Annotated in this window: 17 protein-coding genes; 1 reads left to right on the top strand and 16 read right to left on the bottom strand. The window is 34.0% G+C overall.

Annotation, left to right across the window (positions count from 1 at the left end; translation table 11 throughout):
• Positions 1-9 precede the first annotated feature (9 nt).
• The 6 genes from SLH52_RS01075 to SLH52_RS01050 all read right to left on the bottom strand — a co-directional run bounded on the left by SLH52_RS01075 (position 10) and on the right by SLH52_RS01050 (position 6,493).
• Positions 10-1,203 (bottom strand): glycosyltransferase family 4 protein, encoded by a 1,194-nt coding sequence (locus SLH52_RS01075; RefSeq protein WP_320207453.1) that lies wholly within the window; start codon positions 1,201-1,203, stop codon positions 10-12.
• Positions 1,204-1,217: 14 nt separating this feature from the next.
• Positions 1,218-2,231 (bottom strand): NAD-dependent epimerase, encoded by a 1,014-nt coding sequence (locus tag SLH52_RS01070; RefSeq protein ID WP_320207452.1) that lies wholly within the window; start codon positions 2,229-2,231, stop codon positions 1,218-1,220.
• A 39-nt stretch (positions 2,232-2,270) separates the two neighbouring features.
• On the bottom strand, positions 2,271-2,882 hold the full coding sequence (locus SLH52_RS01065) for a sugar transferase (RefSeq protein ID WP_320207643.1): 612 nt from the start codon (positions 2,880-2,882) through the stop codon (positions 2,271-2,273).
• A gap of 374 nt (positions 2,883-3,256) precedes the next feature.
• Entirely contained in the window at positions 3,257-4,189 is a 933-nt protein-coding gene (locus tag SLH52_RS01060) for an NAD-dependent epimerase/dehydratase family protein (RefSeq protein ID WP_320207451.1), read from the bottom strand.
• Positions 4,190-4,810: 621 nt separating this feature from the next.
• Positions 4,811-5,290 carry a VanZ family protein gene (locus SLH52_RS01055; protein WP_320207450.1) on the bottom strand — a complete coding sequence of 160 codons (480 nt, stop codon included), beginning with the start codon at positions 5,288-5,290 and terminating at the stop codon, positions 4,811-4,813.
• Between the two features lie 36 nt (positions 5,291-5,326).
• On the bottom strand, positions 5,327-6,493 hold the full coding sequence (locus SLH52_RS01050; RefSeq protein WP_320207449.1) for a nucleotide sugar dehydrogenase: 1,167 nt from the start codon (positions 6,491-6,493) through the stop codon (positions 5,327-5,329).
• Positions 6,494-7,508: 1,015 nt separating this feature from the next.
• On the opposite strand from SLH52_RS01050, the gene SLH52_RS01045 reads away from it, so the two are divergent.
• A complete protein-coding gene (locus SLH52_RS01045; protein ID WP_320207448.1) occupies positions 7,509-7,940 on the top strand; it encodes a YwpF-like family protein in 432 nt (143 codons plus the stop codon).
• 253 nt (positions 7,941-8,193) lie between these two features.
• Here the strand turns inward: SLH52_RS01045 and SLH52_RS01040 are convergent, their stop codons facing one another.
• The 10 genes from SLH52_RS01040 to spoIIID all read right to left on the bottom strand — a co-directional run bounded on the left by SLH52_RS01040 (position 8,194) and on the right by spoIIID (position 14,719).
• Positions 8,194-8,700, bottom strand: coding sequence for a hypothetical protein (locus tag SLH52_RS01040; RefSeq protein WP_320207447.1), 507 nt, complete (start codon positions 8,698-8,700; stop codon positions 8,194-8,196).
• 314 nt (positions 8,701-9,014) lie between these two features.
• Complete coding sequence (locus tag SLH52_RS01035; protein ID WP_320207446.1) at positions 9,015-9,179, bottom strand: hypothetical protein; 165 nt, start codon at positions 9,177-9,179, stop codon at positions 9,015-9,017.
• A gap of 8 nt (positions 9,180-9,187) precedes the next feature.
• On the bottom strand, positions 9,188-9,595 hold the full coding sequence (locus tag SLH52_RS01030) for a hypothetical protein (RefSeq protein WP_320207445.1): 408 nt from the start codon (positions 9,593-9,595) through the stop codon (positions 9,188-9,190).
• A 285-nt stretch (positions 9,596-9,880) separates the two neighbouring features.
• Positions 9,881-10,081, bottom strand: a complete 201-nt coding sequence (locus SLH52_RS01025) for a hypothetical protein (protein ID WP_320207444.1) — start codon at positions 10,079-10,081, stop codon at positions 9,881-9,883.
• A 296-nt stretch (positions 10,082-10,377) separates the two neighbouring features.
• Positions 10,378-10,812 (bottom strand): 3-hydroxyacyl-ACP dehydratase FabZ, encoded by a 435-nt coding sequence (gene fabZ, locus SLH52_RS01020; RefSeq protein ID WP_320207443.1) that lies wholly within the window; start codon positions 10,810-10,812, stop codon positions 10,378-10,380.
• A gap of 18 nt (positions 10,813-10,830) precedes the next feature.
• A complete protein-coding gene (locus tag SLH52_RS01015; RefSeq protein WP_320207442.1) occupies positions 10,831-11,130 on the bottom strand; it encodes a DNA-directed RNA polymerase subunit beta in 300 nt (99 codons plus the stop codon).
• A gap of 172 nt (positions 11,131-11,302) precedes the next feature.
• Positions 11,303-12,148, bottom strand: a complete 846-nt coding sequence (locus tag SLH52_RS01010; RefSeq protein ID WP_320207441.1) for a flagellar hook-basal body protein — start codon at positions 12,146-12,148, stop codon at positions 11,303-11,305.
• A 69-nt stretch (positions 12,149-12,217) separates the two neighbouring features.
• Positions 12,218-13,039, bottom strand: a complete 822-nt coding sequence (locus tag SLH52_RS01005) for a flagellar hook-basal body protein (RefSeq protein ID WP_320207440.1) — start codon at positions 13,037-13,039, stop codon at positions 12,218-12,220.
• 185 nt (positions 13,040-13,224) lie between these two features.
• Entirely contained in the window at positions 13,225-14,226 is a 1,002-nt protein-coding gene (locus SLH52_RS01000; protein ID WP_320207439.1) for a rod shape-determining protein, read from the bottom strand.
• 217 nt (positions 14,227-14,443) lie between these two features.
• Positions 14,444-14,719 (bottom strand): sporulation transcriptional regulator SpoIIID, encoded by a 276-nt coding sequence (spoIIID, locus tag SLH52_RS00995; RefSeq protein ID WP_214480842.1) that lies wholly within the window; start codon positions 14,717-14,719, stop codon positions 14,444-14,446.
• Between the last annotated feature and the right edge of the window lie 1,121 nt (positions 14,720-15,840).

The following is a 15,840-nucleotide window of genomic DNA, read 5'->3' as shown; positions in this document are numbered from 1 at the left end:
ATTAATAGTTTAATAGCTCCTTAACCTCTCATTCATTGAATTAATATCATATACTTTGCTTATTAAATCTTTATAAAGACTATCTAGTCTAACTGCCACTTTAGCTTCGGTAAATTCACTCATTATTCTTTCTCGTGAGTTTTTTGCATATTGTTCCAATTCTAATCTATAATTCTCTGAAATCCACTTGGACATTGTTTCTGTTAAACCTTCTATGTCATTTAATTCTACTAATTCACCCGTTTGATTATGCACAACTAATTCTTTCGTTCCTAACACGTTTGTAGCTAACACTGGTTTATTAAACGCCATAGCTTCCATTAAAATTCTCGGTATCCCTTCTTTTTCCGAAGTTAGAATAACAGCATCACATAGTTGGATTAAGTCATATATATCTTTCCTATATCCTAAAAATAAAACTTTATCTTTAATACGAAGGTTCTCAGCCAATAACTTCATACTTTCTAATTCTTCTCCTGTACCGGCAAGAAGAAACTTACAAGGACGATCAGCTTTTAAATTGGCAATGGACCTCAATAGCATTTGATAATTTTTTACACCTTCAAACCTTGCACCCATTAAAAATACAAATTCATTATTGTTAATACCTATGCTTTGTTGCAGCTCTGTTTTTCTGGAAACCGTTAGCTTCTCATAATTATCAATTTTAGTTAAAGGAATACCATTTCCTTCATAAGCGGTTATAATTCTTTTCGGTACTATCTTCCTTATAACATTCAAATCTTCTTTGTTTTGAGAAAAGTAAGCATGACTAAAAAAACTAGCCACCCTCTCTAAACCTTTATAGACAAAGTTTTTTATGTTCGATTGGCCCTGATAAAAAGGTAAGCCATGACTTGTATGGATAATTATTTTTACTCCTGCTATCCTCGCTGCTATTCGACCTATGACACCCGCTTTAGCTGCATGTGTATGCACAATATCATATTTCTCATTTTTCAAGATTTTAACAATCTTCATAATACTAGCAAGATCCTTCAGTGGTTTTATTTTACGAGACATACTTACTGTAATGTGACGATAACCTCTGCTCTCTATGTCTGTAACTAAGCCAGTATCATCAGAAAGAAACTCAATCGTATAATTTAACTCCCTTAGTTCATCCATTTTATCTAATAACATATCTTTTATCGTTAAATCAATTGTTGACATATGAAGAACCTTCACATTCTTATGATTCATATAACCAACTTCCCCTATTTCGTTATTGGAGTGTAGTATTTTTTGTACCAATCTACAAATTGATGTATTCCTTGCTCAATGCTAGTTGATGGTGTAAAGCCGATATCATTTGTTAATGAATCTATATCTGCATACGTTTCTTTTACATCCCCTGGTTGCATCGGCAGGTATTCGATGATTGCTTTTTTTCCAACGGCCTTTTCAATTGTATGGATAAAGGTCATTAATTCGACTGGACGGTTATTACCAATATTGTATACTTTATACGGTGCATAGCTTGAATCTGGCACAGGATGCTCTCTATTCCAGCTGTCATTCGATTGAGGAATCTTATCTATTAAATTAACAATTCCCTCTACGATATCATCTATATAAGTAAAATCCCTCTTCATCTTTCCATGATTAAATACTTGTATAGGTTTCCCTTCAATAATTGATTTCGTAAATTTAAAGTAAGCCATATCAGGTCTTCCCATTGGGCCGTAAACTGTAAAAAACCTTAATCCAGTAGTAGGCAAACCATACAAATGACTATACGTATGTGCGAGTAACTCATTTGACTTTTTTGTAGCTGCATAAAGACTTATAGGATGATCTACATTATCTTGAACAGCGTACGGCATTTTTTTATTAGCACCATAAACCGAACTTGATGATGCATAAATGAGATGTTTAATGCCATGATGTCTACACGCCTCCAATATATTTGTAAAGCCTAGAACGTTAGAATGAATATAAGATAAAGGATTTTCTAAGCTATATCGAACACCCGCCTGTGCTGCTAAGTTAATCACTTTACATATAGGGTAACTTTTAAAAATATGCAAAACTTGATCTTGGTCTTTCAAATCTACCTTTTCAAATGTAAACCTCTTGTTTACCTCAAGTAATTTCAATCTATCTTCTTTTAATGTGACATCATAGTAATCATTTAAGTTGTCTATGCCTAAAACTTCATGTCCTTCTTTTAATAGATACTGTGATAAATGATAGCCAATAAAACCTGCAGCACCCGTTACTAAAATCATATTTTTTATCTCCTCATATTTAAATTCAATCGTCTATAATTACCTTGCTCCATTTCCTGTTAATACGATGCGAACTGTTTTTACCATAATCTTCAGCTCCATCAAAAATGATTGATTGTCTATATAATAAAGATCCAGCTTTAATTTCTCATATGGAGTAATCTCATATCCGCCATTAATTTGAGCCCATCCAGTTAATCCTGGTTTTACTGATAAGCGATTTATGAAGCCAGGTATTTCTTCGTTAAATTGAGCTGTAAACATCGGACGTTCAGGTCTTGGACCTACAATACTCATGTTACCTCTTAATACGTTAATAAATTGGGGTAGTTCATCTATCCTTGTTTTTCGCATAAAGCTTCCAACCTTCGTCACTCTTGGATCATTTTTTTGGGCCCATTGAGCTCCATTCTTTTCAGCATCTACACACATAGAGCGCAATTTGATTAAATTAAAATATTTACCATTTTTACCTACTCTTTTTTGAATAAAAAATGCAGGCCCTGGTGTCTCCAGTTTTATCAAAATAGCAAATACGATAATAATAAGAGATGTCATTAACAATCCGATTAGCGAAAGGAGTATATCTGCCCACCTTTTCATTACTGGAAATACAATATTCTTTTGTACTTTAAAACTATCTTTTTCTATGTAAGTAGCAGAAACATAAGTGTCGAAAAAGTTATTTGTTGTTTTCAATACGCTGCTTCCCTCCTGTTTTGTTTAACAATTTATCCTACTTCCTATCCTCACTCTCTATGGGGAACAAGTATCCCTCCTCTAACTAGTGCTATAAAGATACAACTCTACTTTTTTATACGCTTCATGGTTGGAATATGAACGCTGAAACGTGTTTAACCAAAACCTTGATTCATTATATGCACTTGATTACTTATTAATACTGTTTTTATCATTATTAAAAAATTAAGAGAGTTTCTATCATAAAGAGTAGAAAAATATTAAAAATAAGATCGCCAACCAACAGCTTTTTAGTGAAGTGATAGGCAATCTTTGTGAAATCTACTTTATACTAAAGAATAGTTTTTATAATAATCTATCGTTTCTTTTAAACCTTCTTGAAATGAGTAGGACAAATTCCAATTTAAATGTTCCTTTGTAGATTTGTTACATAATACGCTATTCGCTATTTCTCCTTTTCGAGAATTGTGATAGCTTGCTTCTTGCTTATAATCCAGCAATGCTGTCATTGTCTTAAATAAATAATTTATTGTTACTGGCATTGTTGAAGAAACATTTAAGACTAATCCATCACCATTCTTCAAGGCTCGAATATTAGCAGCAGCTACATCCTTCACATAAATAAAATCTCTCGTTTGCTCACCGTCACCAAAAATGCTAATTTCCTCATGATTACTCATTTGAGTGGCAAAGATGGCTACTACTCCACCTTCCCCTAAATAGTTTTGACGTGGTCCATAAACATTGCTATACCTTAAAATACTGAACTTCACACCATAATACTTTGAAGCCATTTTCAAATATTCCTCTGTTGTCCATTTGGATAAACCATATGGTGATTGGGGCTTTGTAGGATGATAGATATCAATCGGTAGGTATTGCGTTTCACCGTACACAGCAGCTGATGATGCAAAAATAATCTTTTGTACTTTAAACCGTTTGGCTGCTTCAATTACATTTAAAGAACCCTTAATATTAATTTCAGCATCGTGCATCATGTTCATTGTAGAATTGACAACTGATACATGTGCTGCTTGATGTATGATGTAATCTGGTTTTGTTTTTTGCACAACCTCATGGAATTCATCACTTGTCACATCACATACATACAACTCAACCTTATTTGAAGGAATGTTATCTAAACGACCAGAGCTGAGATTATCCACTACTACAACTTCATATTGTTGTTCCAGTAGTTGATCTACTATATGAGATCCAATAAAACCACAACCGCCAGTTACCATTATTTTCGTACCCATTATTGCTCCCCCTCATTTTATTAACTGATTTGCGCCATTTTTTCATTAGTTATCATATGAATCTACCAATCAATACTTTCAAGTTACCTTAATTTGCTTCATCCTTATTCCTTTTCCACGTTATGTATGTATGACTACTTCTTTTGGCATAGTATTCTCACTCCTTCTCGCATCTTTCAATAATTTATAGATAAAAAATACTATGCATCTTCATTTATCAATATGTCATTTTTTGTTAAGGATATTTTCAAATTTTGTTGCTATCGTTCCTAAACTATAAAAATATCGTTTTAATCAACAGTCCTCGGCTTTAAAGAAGAAAAGATGATATGAAATCTAGTTGTATACGTGTTTAATTCGTAATACGAAAAACAATTTATGAGAAAACTGCCTTTTAAAAAGTGCTTTTCATAAGATATTGTTACTATTTTCACAAGATGAATATTAATAATTTATGAGGTTAATATACACACACGTTAAGTATGAATATAGCCAATAGTGCAAGTTTTAAAAGAAAGATACTAGGGAAGATATATAGTGGAATCAGAGTGATAGAACTTGACTTAGATTTACATAAAACTTCTTAGCTATTAAAAAACCTCTCAATCAACAGAAAGTAGATTAAGAGGTTTCGTATTTACTATTCAACAGAAAAAGTTTTGGCAGGAAGGACATACTAATACCAACGATAGCACCAGCACTATCAATGATAACATCTCTCATTTGAGCACCTCTGCCAGGTACAAATAGCTGATGGAGTTCATCCGAGATGGCGTATAATACACAAATCATGAGCGCAACACCAAAGGATTTCAAACCGGACTTCCCACTGCTCCTCAATGCAAACACAACTAGCATTCCTAATACTAAGTAAGCGATAAAATGGGCATTTTTTCTTACTAAACGATTCATTTTATATAAACTAAATTCAGATTGAGGTGAAACCTTTTCAGCTGATTCTATAATAACTTTGGTGATGTTTGTACTTAGATTATCGGATTGTTCCTCCACTTGTGAGGATAAATAAAAAATAAGCATCATCCATGTAATGACTGTAATCCATAAAATGATATAACTCGGCTTCTTGCGGCCTTTCACCATATAAACTCTACCCTTTCAGCTTACTTCTTATTGTAGCTAGTCTGTATTATACAAATCTCTTGTGTATACTTTCTCTTCAACATCTTCAATTTCGGCACTAAGCCTATTTGAAACAATGACATCTGCTAACATTTTAAATTGAGATAAATCCTTAATAACTTTTGAGTGAAAGAAAAGTTCTTCATTTAAAGCTGGCTCGTACACTACAACCTCTATTCCTTTAGCTTTAATTCTTTTCATAATACCTTGAATAGATGAATCTCTAAAATTATCTGAGTTTGTTTTCATTGTCAATCTATATATCCCTACAACTTTGGGCTTTTTTGCTATAATTTGATCCGCTATATGATCTTTTCGTGTTCGATTAGAATCTACGATAGCACCAATGATATGATTAGGCACATCCTCGTAATTTGCTAACAGTTGCTTCGTATCCTTAGGCAAACAATATCCACCATACCCAAATGAAGGGTTATTATAATGATTGCCGATTCTAGGATCAAGTCCAACACCATCAATAATTTCTTTTGTATTTAGTCCTCGTATTTCAGCATACGTATCTAGTTCGTTAAAATAAGCTACTCTCATCGCTAAATAGGTATTGGAAAAAAGCTTAACTGCTTCAGCTTCAGCAGAGTCTGTATATAAAATAGAGATGTCTTTTTTAATGGCCCCTTCTGCTAATAAGCTTGCAAACCTTTCTGCTCTTTCAGATTTTTCTCCAATGATAATTCTTGAAGGATATAAATTATCATGAAGTGCTCTACCCTCTCTTAAAAATTCCGGTGAGAAGATGATATTATCCGTCTCAAACATTTCCTTCACTCTGCTAGTATATCCTACAGGAACAGTCGATTTTATAATCATAGTAGCCTTTGGGTTCACTGCAAGGACATTCGCGATCACAGCTTCAACTGTTCTAGTATTAAAATAATTCTTGTCAGGGTCATAGTTCGTTGGTGTAGAAATAATAACATATTCCGCATGCTCATAAGCTTTATATACATCTGTTGTTGCTGATAAATTTAAGTCCCTCGTTGTAAGAAACTCTTCAATCTCTGTATCTACAATTGGAGACTGTCTATTGTTAATCAAATCTACCTTCTCCTGATGAATATCTATCGCTACTACCTCATTATGTTGCGCTAATAGTATCGCATTTGATAAACCTACATAACCTGCTCCCGCTACTGTTATTTTCATTATTTAAGAATCGCCTCCCCAATCTACTAATATAAATTCAAGCTGTATATAGATTTTAATTGAATTAATAACCTTCTTCATAAACTATGATTTTTTTGTGTTTATTATACCCATTTTTTCTCATGACTAAAACGTAAAGCGAATTTCATACTATCTAGTCCTATTGTATATATCATTATCATTTATACATAGGGAAGACATTCAAGAGGAATAATAGGATTACAGTGATTGGTCTAACTAGATTTTAGTGGAATTTAGGATTCGAGTTAACAGAAGAGGTATTGGAACATGAAGCTAATAGTTGCGTGAAGGCTTTGTTAGAGTTGAAAATAAACAACTTACACGTTATACGATCCCCGCACTTTCTTCGAACTGCTGAATGAATGTAACAATTTCACTAGAATAGGTAACACCTTGCCAACTACCATCAATTGCTGCTGAAGTTTCTAACGATCAAAACAAGACGTTGTTCTGTATTCATAGATTTCAAGCATATCCATCTCAATAATAATCGTCAACTCTTGACAAGATTAGCACAGTTATACATACAAGCGCCTATATATGAACACATATAGAATATCATAAGCATATAAGATTCAGTAAACAAATGATTTGGCATTTGATAGCACTTCCCGTAATCAATGGGGGACACGATATGTATGAAAGGACCTATTGGTGCTGATAAATTATTCATATACTATTTTCCAGTAGCTTAAATATATTCGTTTAACATATTAACTAGCTGAACTGTCGCTTGTAAGCGAAAATCCTATTACATTCAGGCTGTATTTCCTATGAGGAAGTAACCTCGTGCACACAACTAGAGTTCGTAGCAAATCATACACATCAGTTTTTAAAATATAAATTAAAAAAACAGCAAAGTTTATGAAAAGAGCCTACATTAAAAACCTCGCTGAACTAAGACTGTCATTATTTCTTTTAAAAATATACCTCAATGATTATGATATACTGTAAGAAATGAAGTTGTTTCTTATTAAATGTGGGAGGTGTGTACATGAAAACCTTCAGATTAGTTGCCCTCACTATATTAAATGATGACGAATTACAGGTTAGTAAACAAGGCATATCATTACTTGATGGGTTAATCATTAATAAAGAGGACGGCGAAAACAGGTGGTTACTTGATATTTTAATTGTTCCAGACTATTTACACCTATTCAATGAACTACATAAACAGAGTCAGACAAAGAGCATTCCGATTCAAACGGTCATCTCCAAAAAAGACAATGACCCTGCAACAATGTCTGTAAAAGTAAAGAAGATTACAACCATGGGGGATAGTGTGAGCGTTTTAATGGACGGTGTCTTAATCAACCGAAGAACGAAACGTGCCGAAATATTATTAACTGATTTACTCCAAAGAGGTTTACACGGTGAACAGCTATTACAAGAATTTAAACAACAGCTTAATAACAATAGTCGATAAGTGATGAAATGTGCATGTATGCTATCTATCACTTTGTTACATACTCCCCATGCAACAAAGCCTCTCATGCATGGTGGCATACACGCTTTAGCTTTATTTGAAGCCCTAATTATATTATTTTGAGGTACTCTTAGGGTCTGTGACCTTACACTATATATTCACCAGTTATGGTGAATGTTAACCAAGCTATCAACGATGTAAGATTGACCCTTTTCTATATTTCAGCTTACTCGACCATCACATCGTTGATCTACTAATTATTCTTTCTTTCATTCGGAAAAAGCATAAATGCACAAATATTTCCCCTCATAATACTAAATCGTTTTAATACTCTTTGAATTGAGGTTTCCATAAAACTATCTTCTACATGCAATGGTTGTAAGATATACTCTTTCATTCGTTTATTCCACTTATAGGTTAATAAGCTTATTTTATTATGTTGTAGGAAAATCGATGCAACTACTAATTGTTTTTTATCATTAGATAAAAAGTATAGTTCAATAATGGAATTAGATTTACAATAAAACGCCGTGGAATGCGAGTGTGGTTTTGGTAGAGCTGATAAAGGTATTTGCACGTCATCAAAGTGATAAATAATTTGGCTAGTAATGACATCATCTAAATGCTTCAACTGTGTATCTTTATAGTTATACATCGCTGGATTTTCATTAATGAGAATTTTGTAGAATAGACCATTTTCCTCTGTGTCGCTCCGCACTTCTGATACCGACACCTTTGTAAGGTAAAAGTAAATGCTCACATAAAAACCCCCTTAAAAAGGATAATATTTATTATATAGTATAATCGTCTCATATTTATGAAAAAATAGAAATTTTGTCTATATATTACTATTTTTATCACTACTAAACGAAATTACCTTCTTTAAGTCTGTTCTAATAGAGTATAAATGTATAATGCGCAGAAATACGGAAGTTGCATAGCTTTTCAGAGGAATAGTAGATGAAGCCAGGTCACATAATGAGTTTTTAAAGTGGGTTGGTGGGGTGTAATTGCTCTTAACTAAGGACAGGCCCATATAGGTTATGGAACCTGTCCCTCTATACTTTATATTGTTTAATGGTACAATTTAAATTCTTTATTTTGTGTCACATCATCAAGCTCTTCAGTTAGTTCTTCTGCCGAATTAAGCTTCTCCTGTGCTTGCTTCCCAATTTTCGTGAGCTCATCAAGACTATATGCCTGTTCTGGTAATTCTTCTTCGAATGCCTGAAAATACAAGATTTCAGTTAATTTTTGTCGTTGCTGTTTTTTTTTACAGCCTTTGTTAATTGGTCAATATGGTATTTCGCTTCTGATTTACACGCATAATCAATATCTTCTATTTGCAGTTCATTAACTAGAGATTCGATTTGTTGTATTTGATCGTTTGTTGGTTGTTCTGATAAAAGCTTCTCAATTGTTTCATTAATTTTATCCGCAAGCTGTTCATGAAATAAAGGATTTTCTTTAATTTCATCTTCTATTTTATCAAACCATGATGCATTTTTGTCTGCATAGTGTCTCCAATGCTGAATAAAATCATTGGTATCATATTTTTCTTCATTCCACTCAATTTTGTTCATATACTGTTCGAATGCTGCAGATATTGAGCGAGAAATACTAATTTTTATACCGTGTGGAAGATTTTTGAACATTTACTATCCGTACCTCCAAAATTAATCTGACTAATTATTAATAATACCATATAGTTATTCAAAATGACAATTATTGAGGAAATTTGTTACATCGTGAAGAATTATTTCGAAGTGGATAGAATTTGGAAGAAATTTAAGCATTGATCTCATTTTAAGTGAGAAAAGATGCTACGAACGATTAGTTTATACGTGTTTATTTCTTAGTACGAGAAGCAACAATCAATGTGAAACAGTCTAATTAAAATGAGCCCACAAAAAGTGGGCAGTAGAAATAATAACGTATTGTTATCCCTCTTGATTTTCTTCCTCTTCTTCCATCATATCTTCCTCATAAGTGTTATTATTTAAATCTTCCTCTGGCAGTTCTTCTTCCATCGGTGTTTCAGTCTCAGGTGGTGGAGGATTTTCTGGATTCGTATTACAACCTGTAAATAGTAACGCAAATAATAATGAATTCATTAGTGTTAATGACCATTTTTTGTTCATGAAACTCACTCCTTATTTATCCTTTCTTAGACATCCAAAGGTGTGTCTTTGAATATGTTTCCCAAATTTCATTGAAATTTTTCATTAAATAATTGTTATTTTTAGGAAAGTATTTATTCATTGTTAGTTAAATTAGCGATCATCACATATAAGCTGATTTAGCATTCATAACTACATCGTCTTGCTCATCAGTTATTGTTTTTAGAAGAAAAAATGCTACGGAATCTATACGAAAAAGGCCATAAAAAAAGATTACCACTAGGGTAATCGTATTATGTCATAATTAAAGTGTAGATTTACTCTGTTTTATCACCAAGAGCAAACATAATTTCCGTTTCACACGCAATTTCTCCATCTACAGTTGCAACAGCTTTTCCCTTGCCAATGGAACCTCGTACACGAGTCATTTCTACCTCTAAGCGCAATTGGTCACCAGGTTTCACTTGCTTTTTAAACCTACAGTTATCAATTCCACCAAAAAACGCTAACCTGCCTCGATTTTCATCTTTCTTTAACATAGCTACAGCACCGACCTGTGCTAATGCTTCTACAATTAAAACACCTGGCATAACAGGGAAATCAGGGAAGTGTCCATTAAAGAATTCTTCATTAGCTGTTACATTTTTAATGCCTACAGCTCGCTTGCCTTCATCTACTTCTATAATTTTATCAACTAATAAGAATGGATAACGATGAGGTATAATATCTTTAATTGCTGTTACATCTAACATAATATGCAAATCTCCTTCTTACTGGGTATCTTTATCAACTAAATCAAAAATATGTTGCCAAGTAGATTTTTTGAGCGCATCGGATGGATCTCCATTTCCAATGACACCATAACCAACTATAGCACCTAATAATAAACTGGTGACAAGTAGTACTGCAACAATTATTAGTTTTAACCAAATGGGGATTAAGCGTACACGAGCTTTCACTTTTGTTTTACTCTTACTTTTCGTGTCTTGTGTATGATCTTCCCCTTGTTGTCGTTCTTGTCTCAGTTGAGAACGCGTCTTTGTTTCAGACTGGTTTACATTCGTTGTCACTTATCTTTACTCCTTTTAAATATAGATCTGTTCAAAAAGAATAGGAAGATATTTCTTGCTTACGTGAAAGAAATGGCTAAACTTAAGTCTGAAACGTTTTAAGCTAACGTAGGATTAGCATTTCCTTCAAGCTTTCGGTCATCTTATTCCCGAACTAATTGATCTATCTTTATTATCGAATTCCATTTACGAGACCCATCATTTGATCTGCGATAGAAATTGATTTTGCATTAAATTGGTACGTTCGTTGCGTTGTGAGCATATCTGTCATTTCTTTTGACAAGTTAACATTAGATTGCTCTAAAGCCCCTTGTTTTAGACTTACTGTTTCCTGAAGCCCGTCTGTTAAATATGTTAATACCTCATCTTCACCTAAGTTTAATTGTTGGAGATTTGGTAATCCAAGCAAATTATCGCCGATAGACTGTAATAGCTGTGGTCGATGTATTTCAACAACAGAAAGATTGTAAACTTGTTCTTCACCATCATTCTTCGTTACGTTCATTGTACCATTTTCGTTAATAGATATGTCTTGGAAATCATTTTCAATATTAATAGCATTACCTAAGCTGTCAAGTACAGGGTACCCATCACTCGTTACTAGCACTGATTCATTAGACCCTTCACTTAGAGGTGAAAGATAGAGCGCACCATTTCTCGTATAATTTATTGTTTCATTGCCATTTTCTTCTACGGATACGCGAAGAAATTGCCCTTCCTTAGTAAAAGCAATATCAAGCGATCGGTTAGTTTCTTTAAGGCTCCCTTGAGAAAGAACAATACTTGTTTGGCCTAATTTTGACCCAGTACCCAGTCTGATACCATCTGGTGTTAAGCGACCCACCTCTTGATCATCCTTAGGTTGATTATTAAACTCTTGATACAATAATTCAGTAAAACTTGCTTCACGACGTTTGTAGCCAACCGTATCAACGTTTGCAAGGTTATGACCAATCATGTCAAGCTTCTGTTGTAATTGACCCATCGTATTTGCAGCTGCCAAAATTGACCTATTCACTACATATTCCCTCCCAATAATCAGCAATAAATAAAATGTATGCTTATTTGAAACACGGTTTAATTAATTTTAACGTAATCTACCAATTTCATTTACTGCTTTATCCATACTTTTATCATATGCTTGTAATATTTTTTGATTTGCTTCAAACGCGCGATAGGAAGTCATTAAATCTGTCATTGTTTGTGTTGTGTCAACATTTGACCCTTCGATAAAACCTTGCTCAATTTTAAATATGATCCCTTGGTTCGTATTTGCACTTGGCAAAGCTTGGTTGTTTTCCGTTCTTAACATACCCGTCTCGTCCTTAATGAGGGTATTGGTGTCCGTTGCATAGGCGATATTTATTCGACCAACAATCTCATTGTTTTCTAGCACTGTCCCATCACTGTTAACTGTAAATTGACCACTGCCCACTTGTATTGGTGCATTATTTTCATCAAGGACATAATGACCACTACTAGTCGTTAAATACCCTTGTCCATCAATAGTGAAATTACCATTTCTTGTGTACAAAGTGTCACCATTTGCGCTTTGCACCGTAAAAAATAGTCCCTCATTATTTGGTACAGCTACATCAAGTAGCGCTAAATCAGTATGTAATCCCGTTTCTCTCAAGTAACCTTGAGTGAAGTTTGGTATGGTTTCCTGTAAATAGACACCTGTGTTAATCGTACCAATTGTTTTTGCATAAGGAAGCTCCTTCAACTCTTGTCCAGGAATAGAAGACGTGCCAAGTTGCTGCAATAGCATTTCTGGGAATGCTCGTAAGGACCCTTGTTCTGCTTTATAACCTGGTGTATTTGCATTTGCCATATTATTTGTTAACATATCCGTTTTTCTCTGCTGTGAAATCATTCCTGATGCTGCTGTGTAAAATCCACGTAACATTGTTATCACCTCATCCTTGAATCGATATGTATCATCTTCTTATCCATAGGCTCTTGCCTTAAACATTGTTGATTGAAACTACTACAAGTGATTATACAGCGGTCACCATATTATGTAAGAAATCCTTCTAGTTGTGAACATGCGTATTTCTTAGTACAATAACCAACAATTAATACGAAAACGGCTTAGCTATAATTACGTACTGGAAGCTTGTCCAGATTTTCAAGCATAATACCAGTACCTATTGCCACACATTCCATCGGGTTTTCTGCGATGAGAACTGGAACCTTTAATTCATCTGATAAAAGCTGATCGATTCCATGTAATAACGCTCCCCCACCCGTTAAAATCACTCCACGATCGATAATGTCTGCTGATAATTCTGGTGGTGTGCGTTCTAGTACACTTTTTGAAGCTTGTACAATAAGTGCTACAGATTCATGTAAAGCCTTTTCTATTTCTTCTGATCTTACCGTAATAGTACGAGGTAATCCCGATACCATATCGCGACCTCGAATGTCTATTTCCTCATTACGTGCTCCTGGAAAAACCGTCCCTACACTTATCTTTATATCCTCTGCTGTACGCTCACCTATTAATAATTTATATTCACGTTTTATGTATTGAAGAATTTCCATATCAAGCTTGTCCCCAGCCATTTTTAACGAAGAAGATGTTACGATTTCACCCATCGATAAAACAGCGACGTCAGTCGTACCACCGCCAATATCAACAACCATATTTCCACTCGGTTGAAAAATATCCATCCCTGCACCAATTGCAGCTATTTTCGGCTCTTCCTCTAAAATGACTTTTTTTCCTCCGCTTTTCATCGCCGCTTCTCTTATCGCCTTTTGCTCGACCGATGTAATATTCGTCGGACAGCATATAAGTATGCGTGGCTTAGAAAGAAAACCTTTTACATCTAGTTTATTAATAAAATGCTTAAGCATTGCTTCGGTGATTTCAAAATTCGCAATTACTCCATCTTTTAATGGGCGAATGGCTGAAATATTTCCAGGTGTTCGACCTACCATACGTCTTGCTTCTTCACCAACTGCTAAAACTTTTTCTAATTGGCGGTCAATTGCAACAACAGATGGTTCGTTCAAAATAATTCCTTTTCCTTTTACGTGAATGAGTACATTCGCTGTTCCTAAGTCGATTCCGATATCTCTAGCAAACATTATTATAAGCCTCCTTGCAAAATTCCCGATACTTTCTCTAATTTTATATTTTATCACAAATTTCCGCCTAGAAGGCAATGATGTAAAAAAATAGTCGAATTTTAAAAGTTTGGTCAAATACACAAAAAGAGGATGACTCAAATGAGTCTGATTTTATTAATCATTTTTACAGGTTATAAAACCGGACTCTACCTTTGATGATTCATCCTCTTTCTTTTTATCGGACAGTCTCTTCTTCTCGTTCACCTTCTTTCTTATATTTTAATTTTGTTGCTTCTCCACCACGTAGATGTCGTATTGATTTATGATAATCTAATATTTCCTTCACTTCATTTGCAAGTTCTGCATTAATCTCAGGTAATCTTTCTGTTAAATCCTTATGAACAGTACTTTTGGAAACGCCAAATTCTTTCGCTATTACACGAACGGTTTTTCTCGTCTCCACGATATACTTACCAATCTTGATAGTACGCTCTTTGATGTAATCGTGCACACCACTCGCCCTCCCTAAATTGGATGTGAGAAGTGTCAAAAGAGACTCGTTTTCTTTCACGATTAAAATGCTCTAATTTGTTATGACAGTAATAAGTTTGAATAAATTATATCGTTATCATAAAACCCAAGCCCCTCACCTCAAACACTCTCTTTTATCAGGTTTGTAACATTTTATTAGCTTGGGTGATTATATATTCCATAAAAGTCAAGAGGGACAAGGGATTTGTTAATTTTTTGTTCAAATCACACCCATAAGCCATTTCAAAACTAAATTTCCGACAAAAGATTAGCAATCCTGCAAACAGAATATAACTTCTTTGAGGATATTAACAAATGTATTTTCGTATATCCAAACAAGGTTGTTCACATAACAGTTTCAAGTAATTTCGCATCAATTGATATTTTAGGGACTAAGATATAAACACGTTAACGTTCTTGGTAAATTTCAGACTCAAATAAAACCTCATCTTACTGTCCAAACAGCAACAATAAAAAATCCTAATATACTAACGTTTGTAGCACTTTTGTTTTCGGTGTTTTCGAATTGATTATTGCTTATCTTTATAAGTTATAAGCACGTATCAAACCTATAGACTTCGTGGCATCTTTTCTACTTTTTACAATCTTTGAGCTCTCTTAACACCAAACTGTTCATTTTTTAATAGCGACAGCAACTAAGTTTACGAAAAGAGCCTTAGTAAATGCTGTCTTCGTATTAAATATTGCATTTCGCTCTAAGTGATAAGCACGTATCATACCTCTAGACTTCGTGGCATCTTTTCTACTTTTTACAATTTTTGAGCTCTCTTAACACCAAACTGTTCATTTTTTAATAGCGCTAGCAACTAAGTTTACGAAAAGAGCCTTAGTAAATGCTGTCTTCGTATTAAATATTGCTTATCGCTCTAAGTGATAAGCACGTATCAAACCTATAGACTTCGTGGCATCTTTTCTACTTTTTACAATCTTTGAGCTCTCTTAACACCAAACTGTTCATTTTTTAATAGCGACAGCAACTAAGTTTACGAAAAGAGCCTCTAGTTATAATGATGGTTAACTTTAAATAACGACAAACGAAAAACCATTCTCTAATGAGAATGGTCATAATTGTATCAAGCT

It is taken from the genome of Cytobacillus sp. IB215665 (assembly GCF_033963835.1).
Taxonomy (GTDB): Bacteria; Bacillota; Bacilli; order Bacillales; family SM2101; genus Nanhaiella.
Note: the sequence above shows the minus strand (reverse complement) of the source record. Positions and strands in the feature narration are given on the sequence as shown.

Coding starts and splice junctions, on each gene's coding strand:
- SLH52_RS01075 (WP_320207453.1), bottom strand. CDS start 1,203: ATGAATCATAAGAATGTGAAGGTTCTTCATATGTCAACAATTGATTTA.
- SLH52_RS01070 (WP_320207452.1), bottom strand. CDS start 2,231: ATGATTTTAGTAACGGGTGCTGCAGGTTTTATTGGCTATCATTTATCA.
- SLH52_RS01060 (WP_320207451.1), bottom strand. CDS start 4,189: ATGGGTACGAAAATAATGGTAACTGGCGGTTGTGGTTTTATTGGATCT.
- SLH52_RS01055 (WP_320207450.1), bottom strand. CDS start 5,290: ATGGTGAAAGGCCGCAAGAAGCCGAGTTATATCATTTTATGGATTACA.
- SLH52_RS01050 (WP_320207449.1), bottom strand. CDS start 6,493: ATGAAAATAACAGTAGCGGGAGCAGGTTATGTAGGTTTATCAAATGCG.
- SLH52_RS01045 (WP_320207448.1), top strand. CDS start 7,509: ATGAAAACCTTCAGATTAGTTGCCCTCACTATATTAAATGATGACGAA.
- SLH52_RS01030 (WP_320207445.1), bottom strand. CDS start 9,595: ATGTTCAAAAATCTTCCACACGGTATAAAAATTAGTATTTCTCGCTCA.
- SLH52_RS01025 (WP_320207444.1), bottom strand. CDS start 10,081: ATGAACAAAAAATGGTCATTAACACTAATGAATTCATTATTATTTGCG.
- fabZ (WP_320207443.1), bottom strand. CDS start 10,812: ATGTTAGATGTAACAGCAATTAAAGATATTATACCTCATCGTTATCCA.
- SLH52_RS01005 (WP_320207440.1), bottom strand. CDS start 13,039: ATGTTACGTGGATTTTACACAGCAGCATCAGGAATGATTTCACAGCAG.
- SLH52_RS01000 (WP_320207439.1), bottom strand. CDS start 14,226: ATGTTTGCTAGAGATATCGGAATCGACTTAGGAACAGCGAATGTACTC.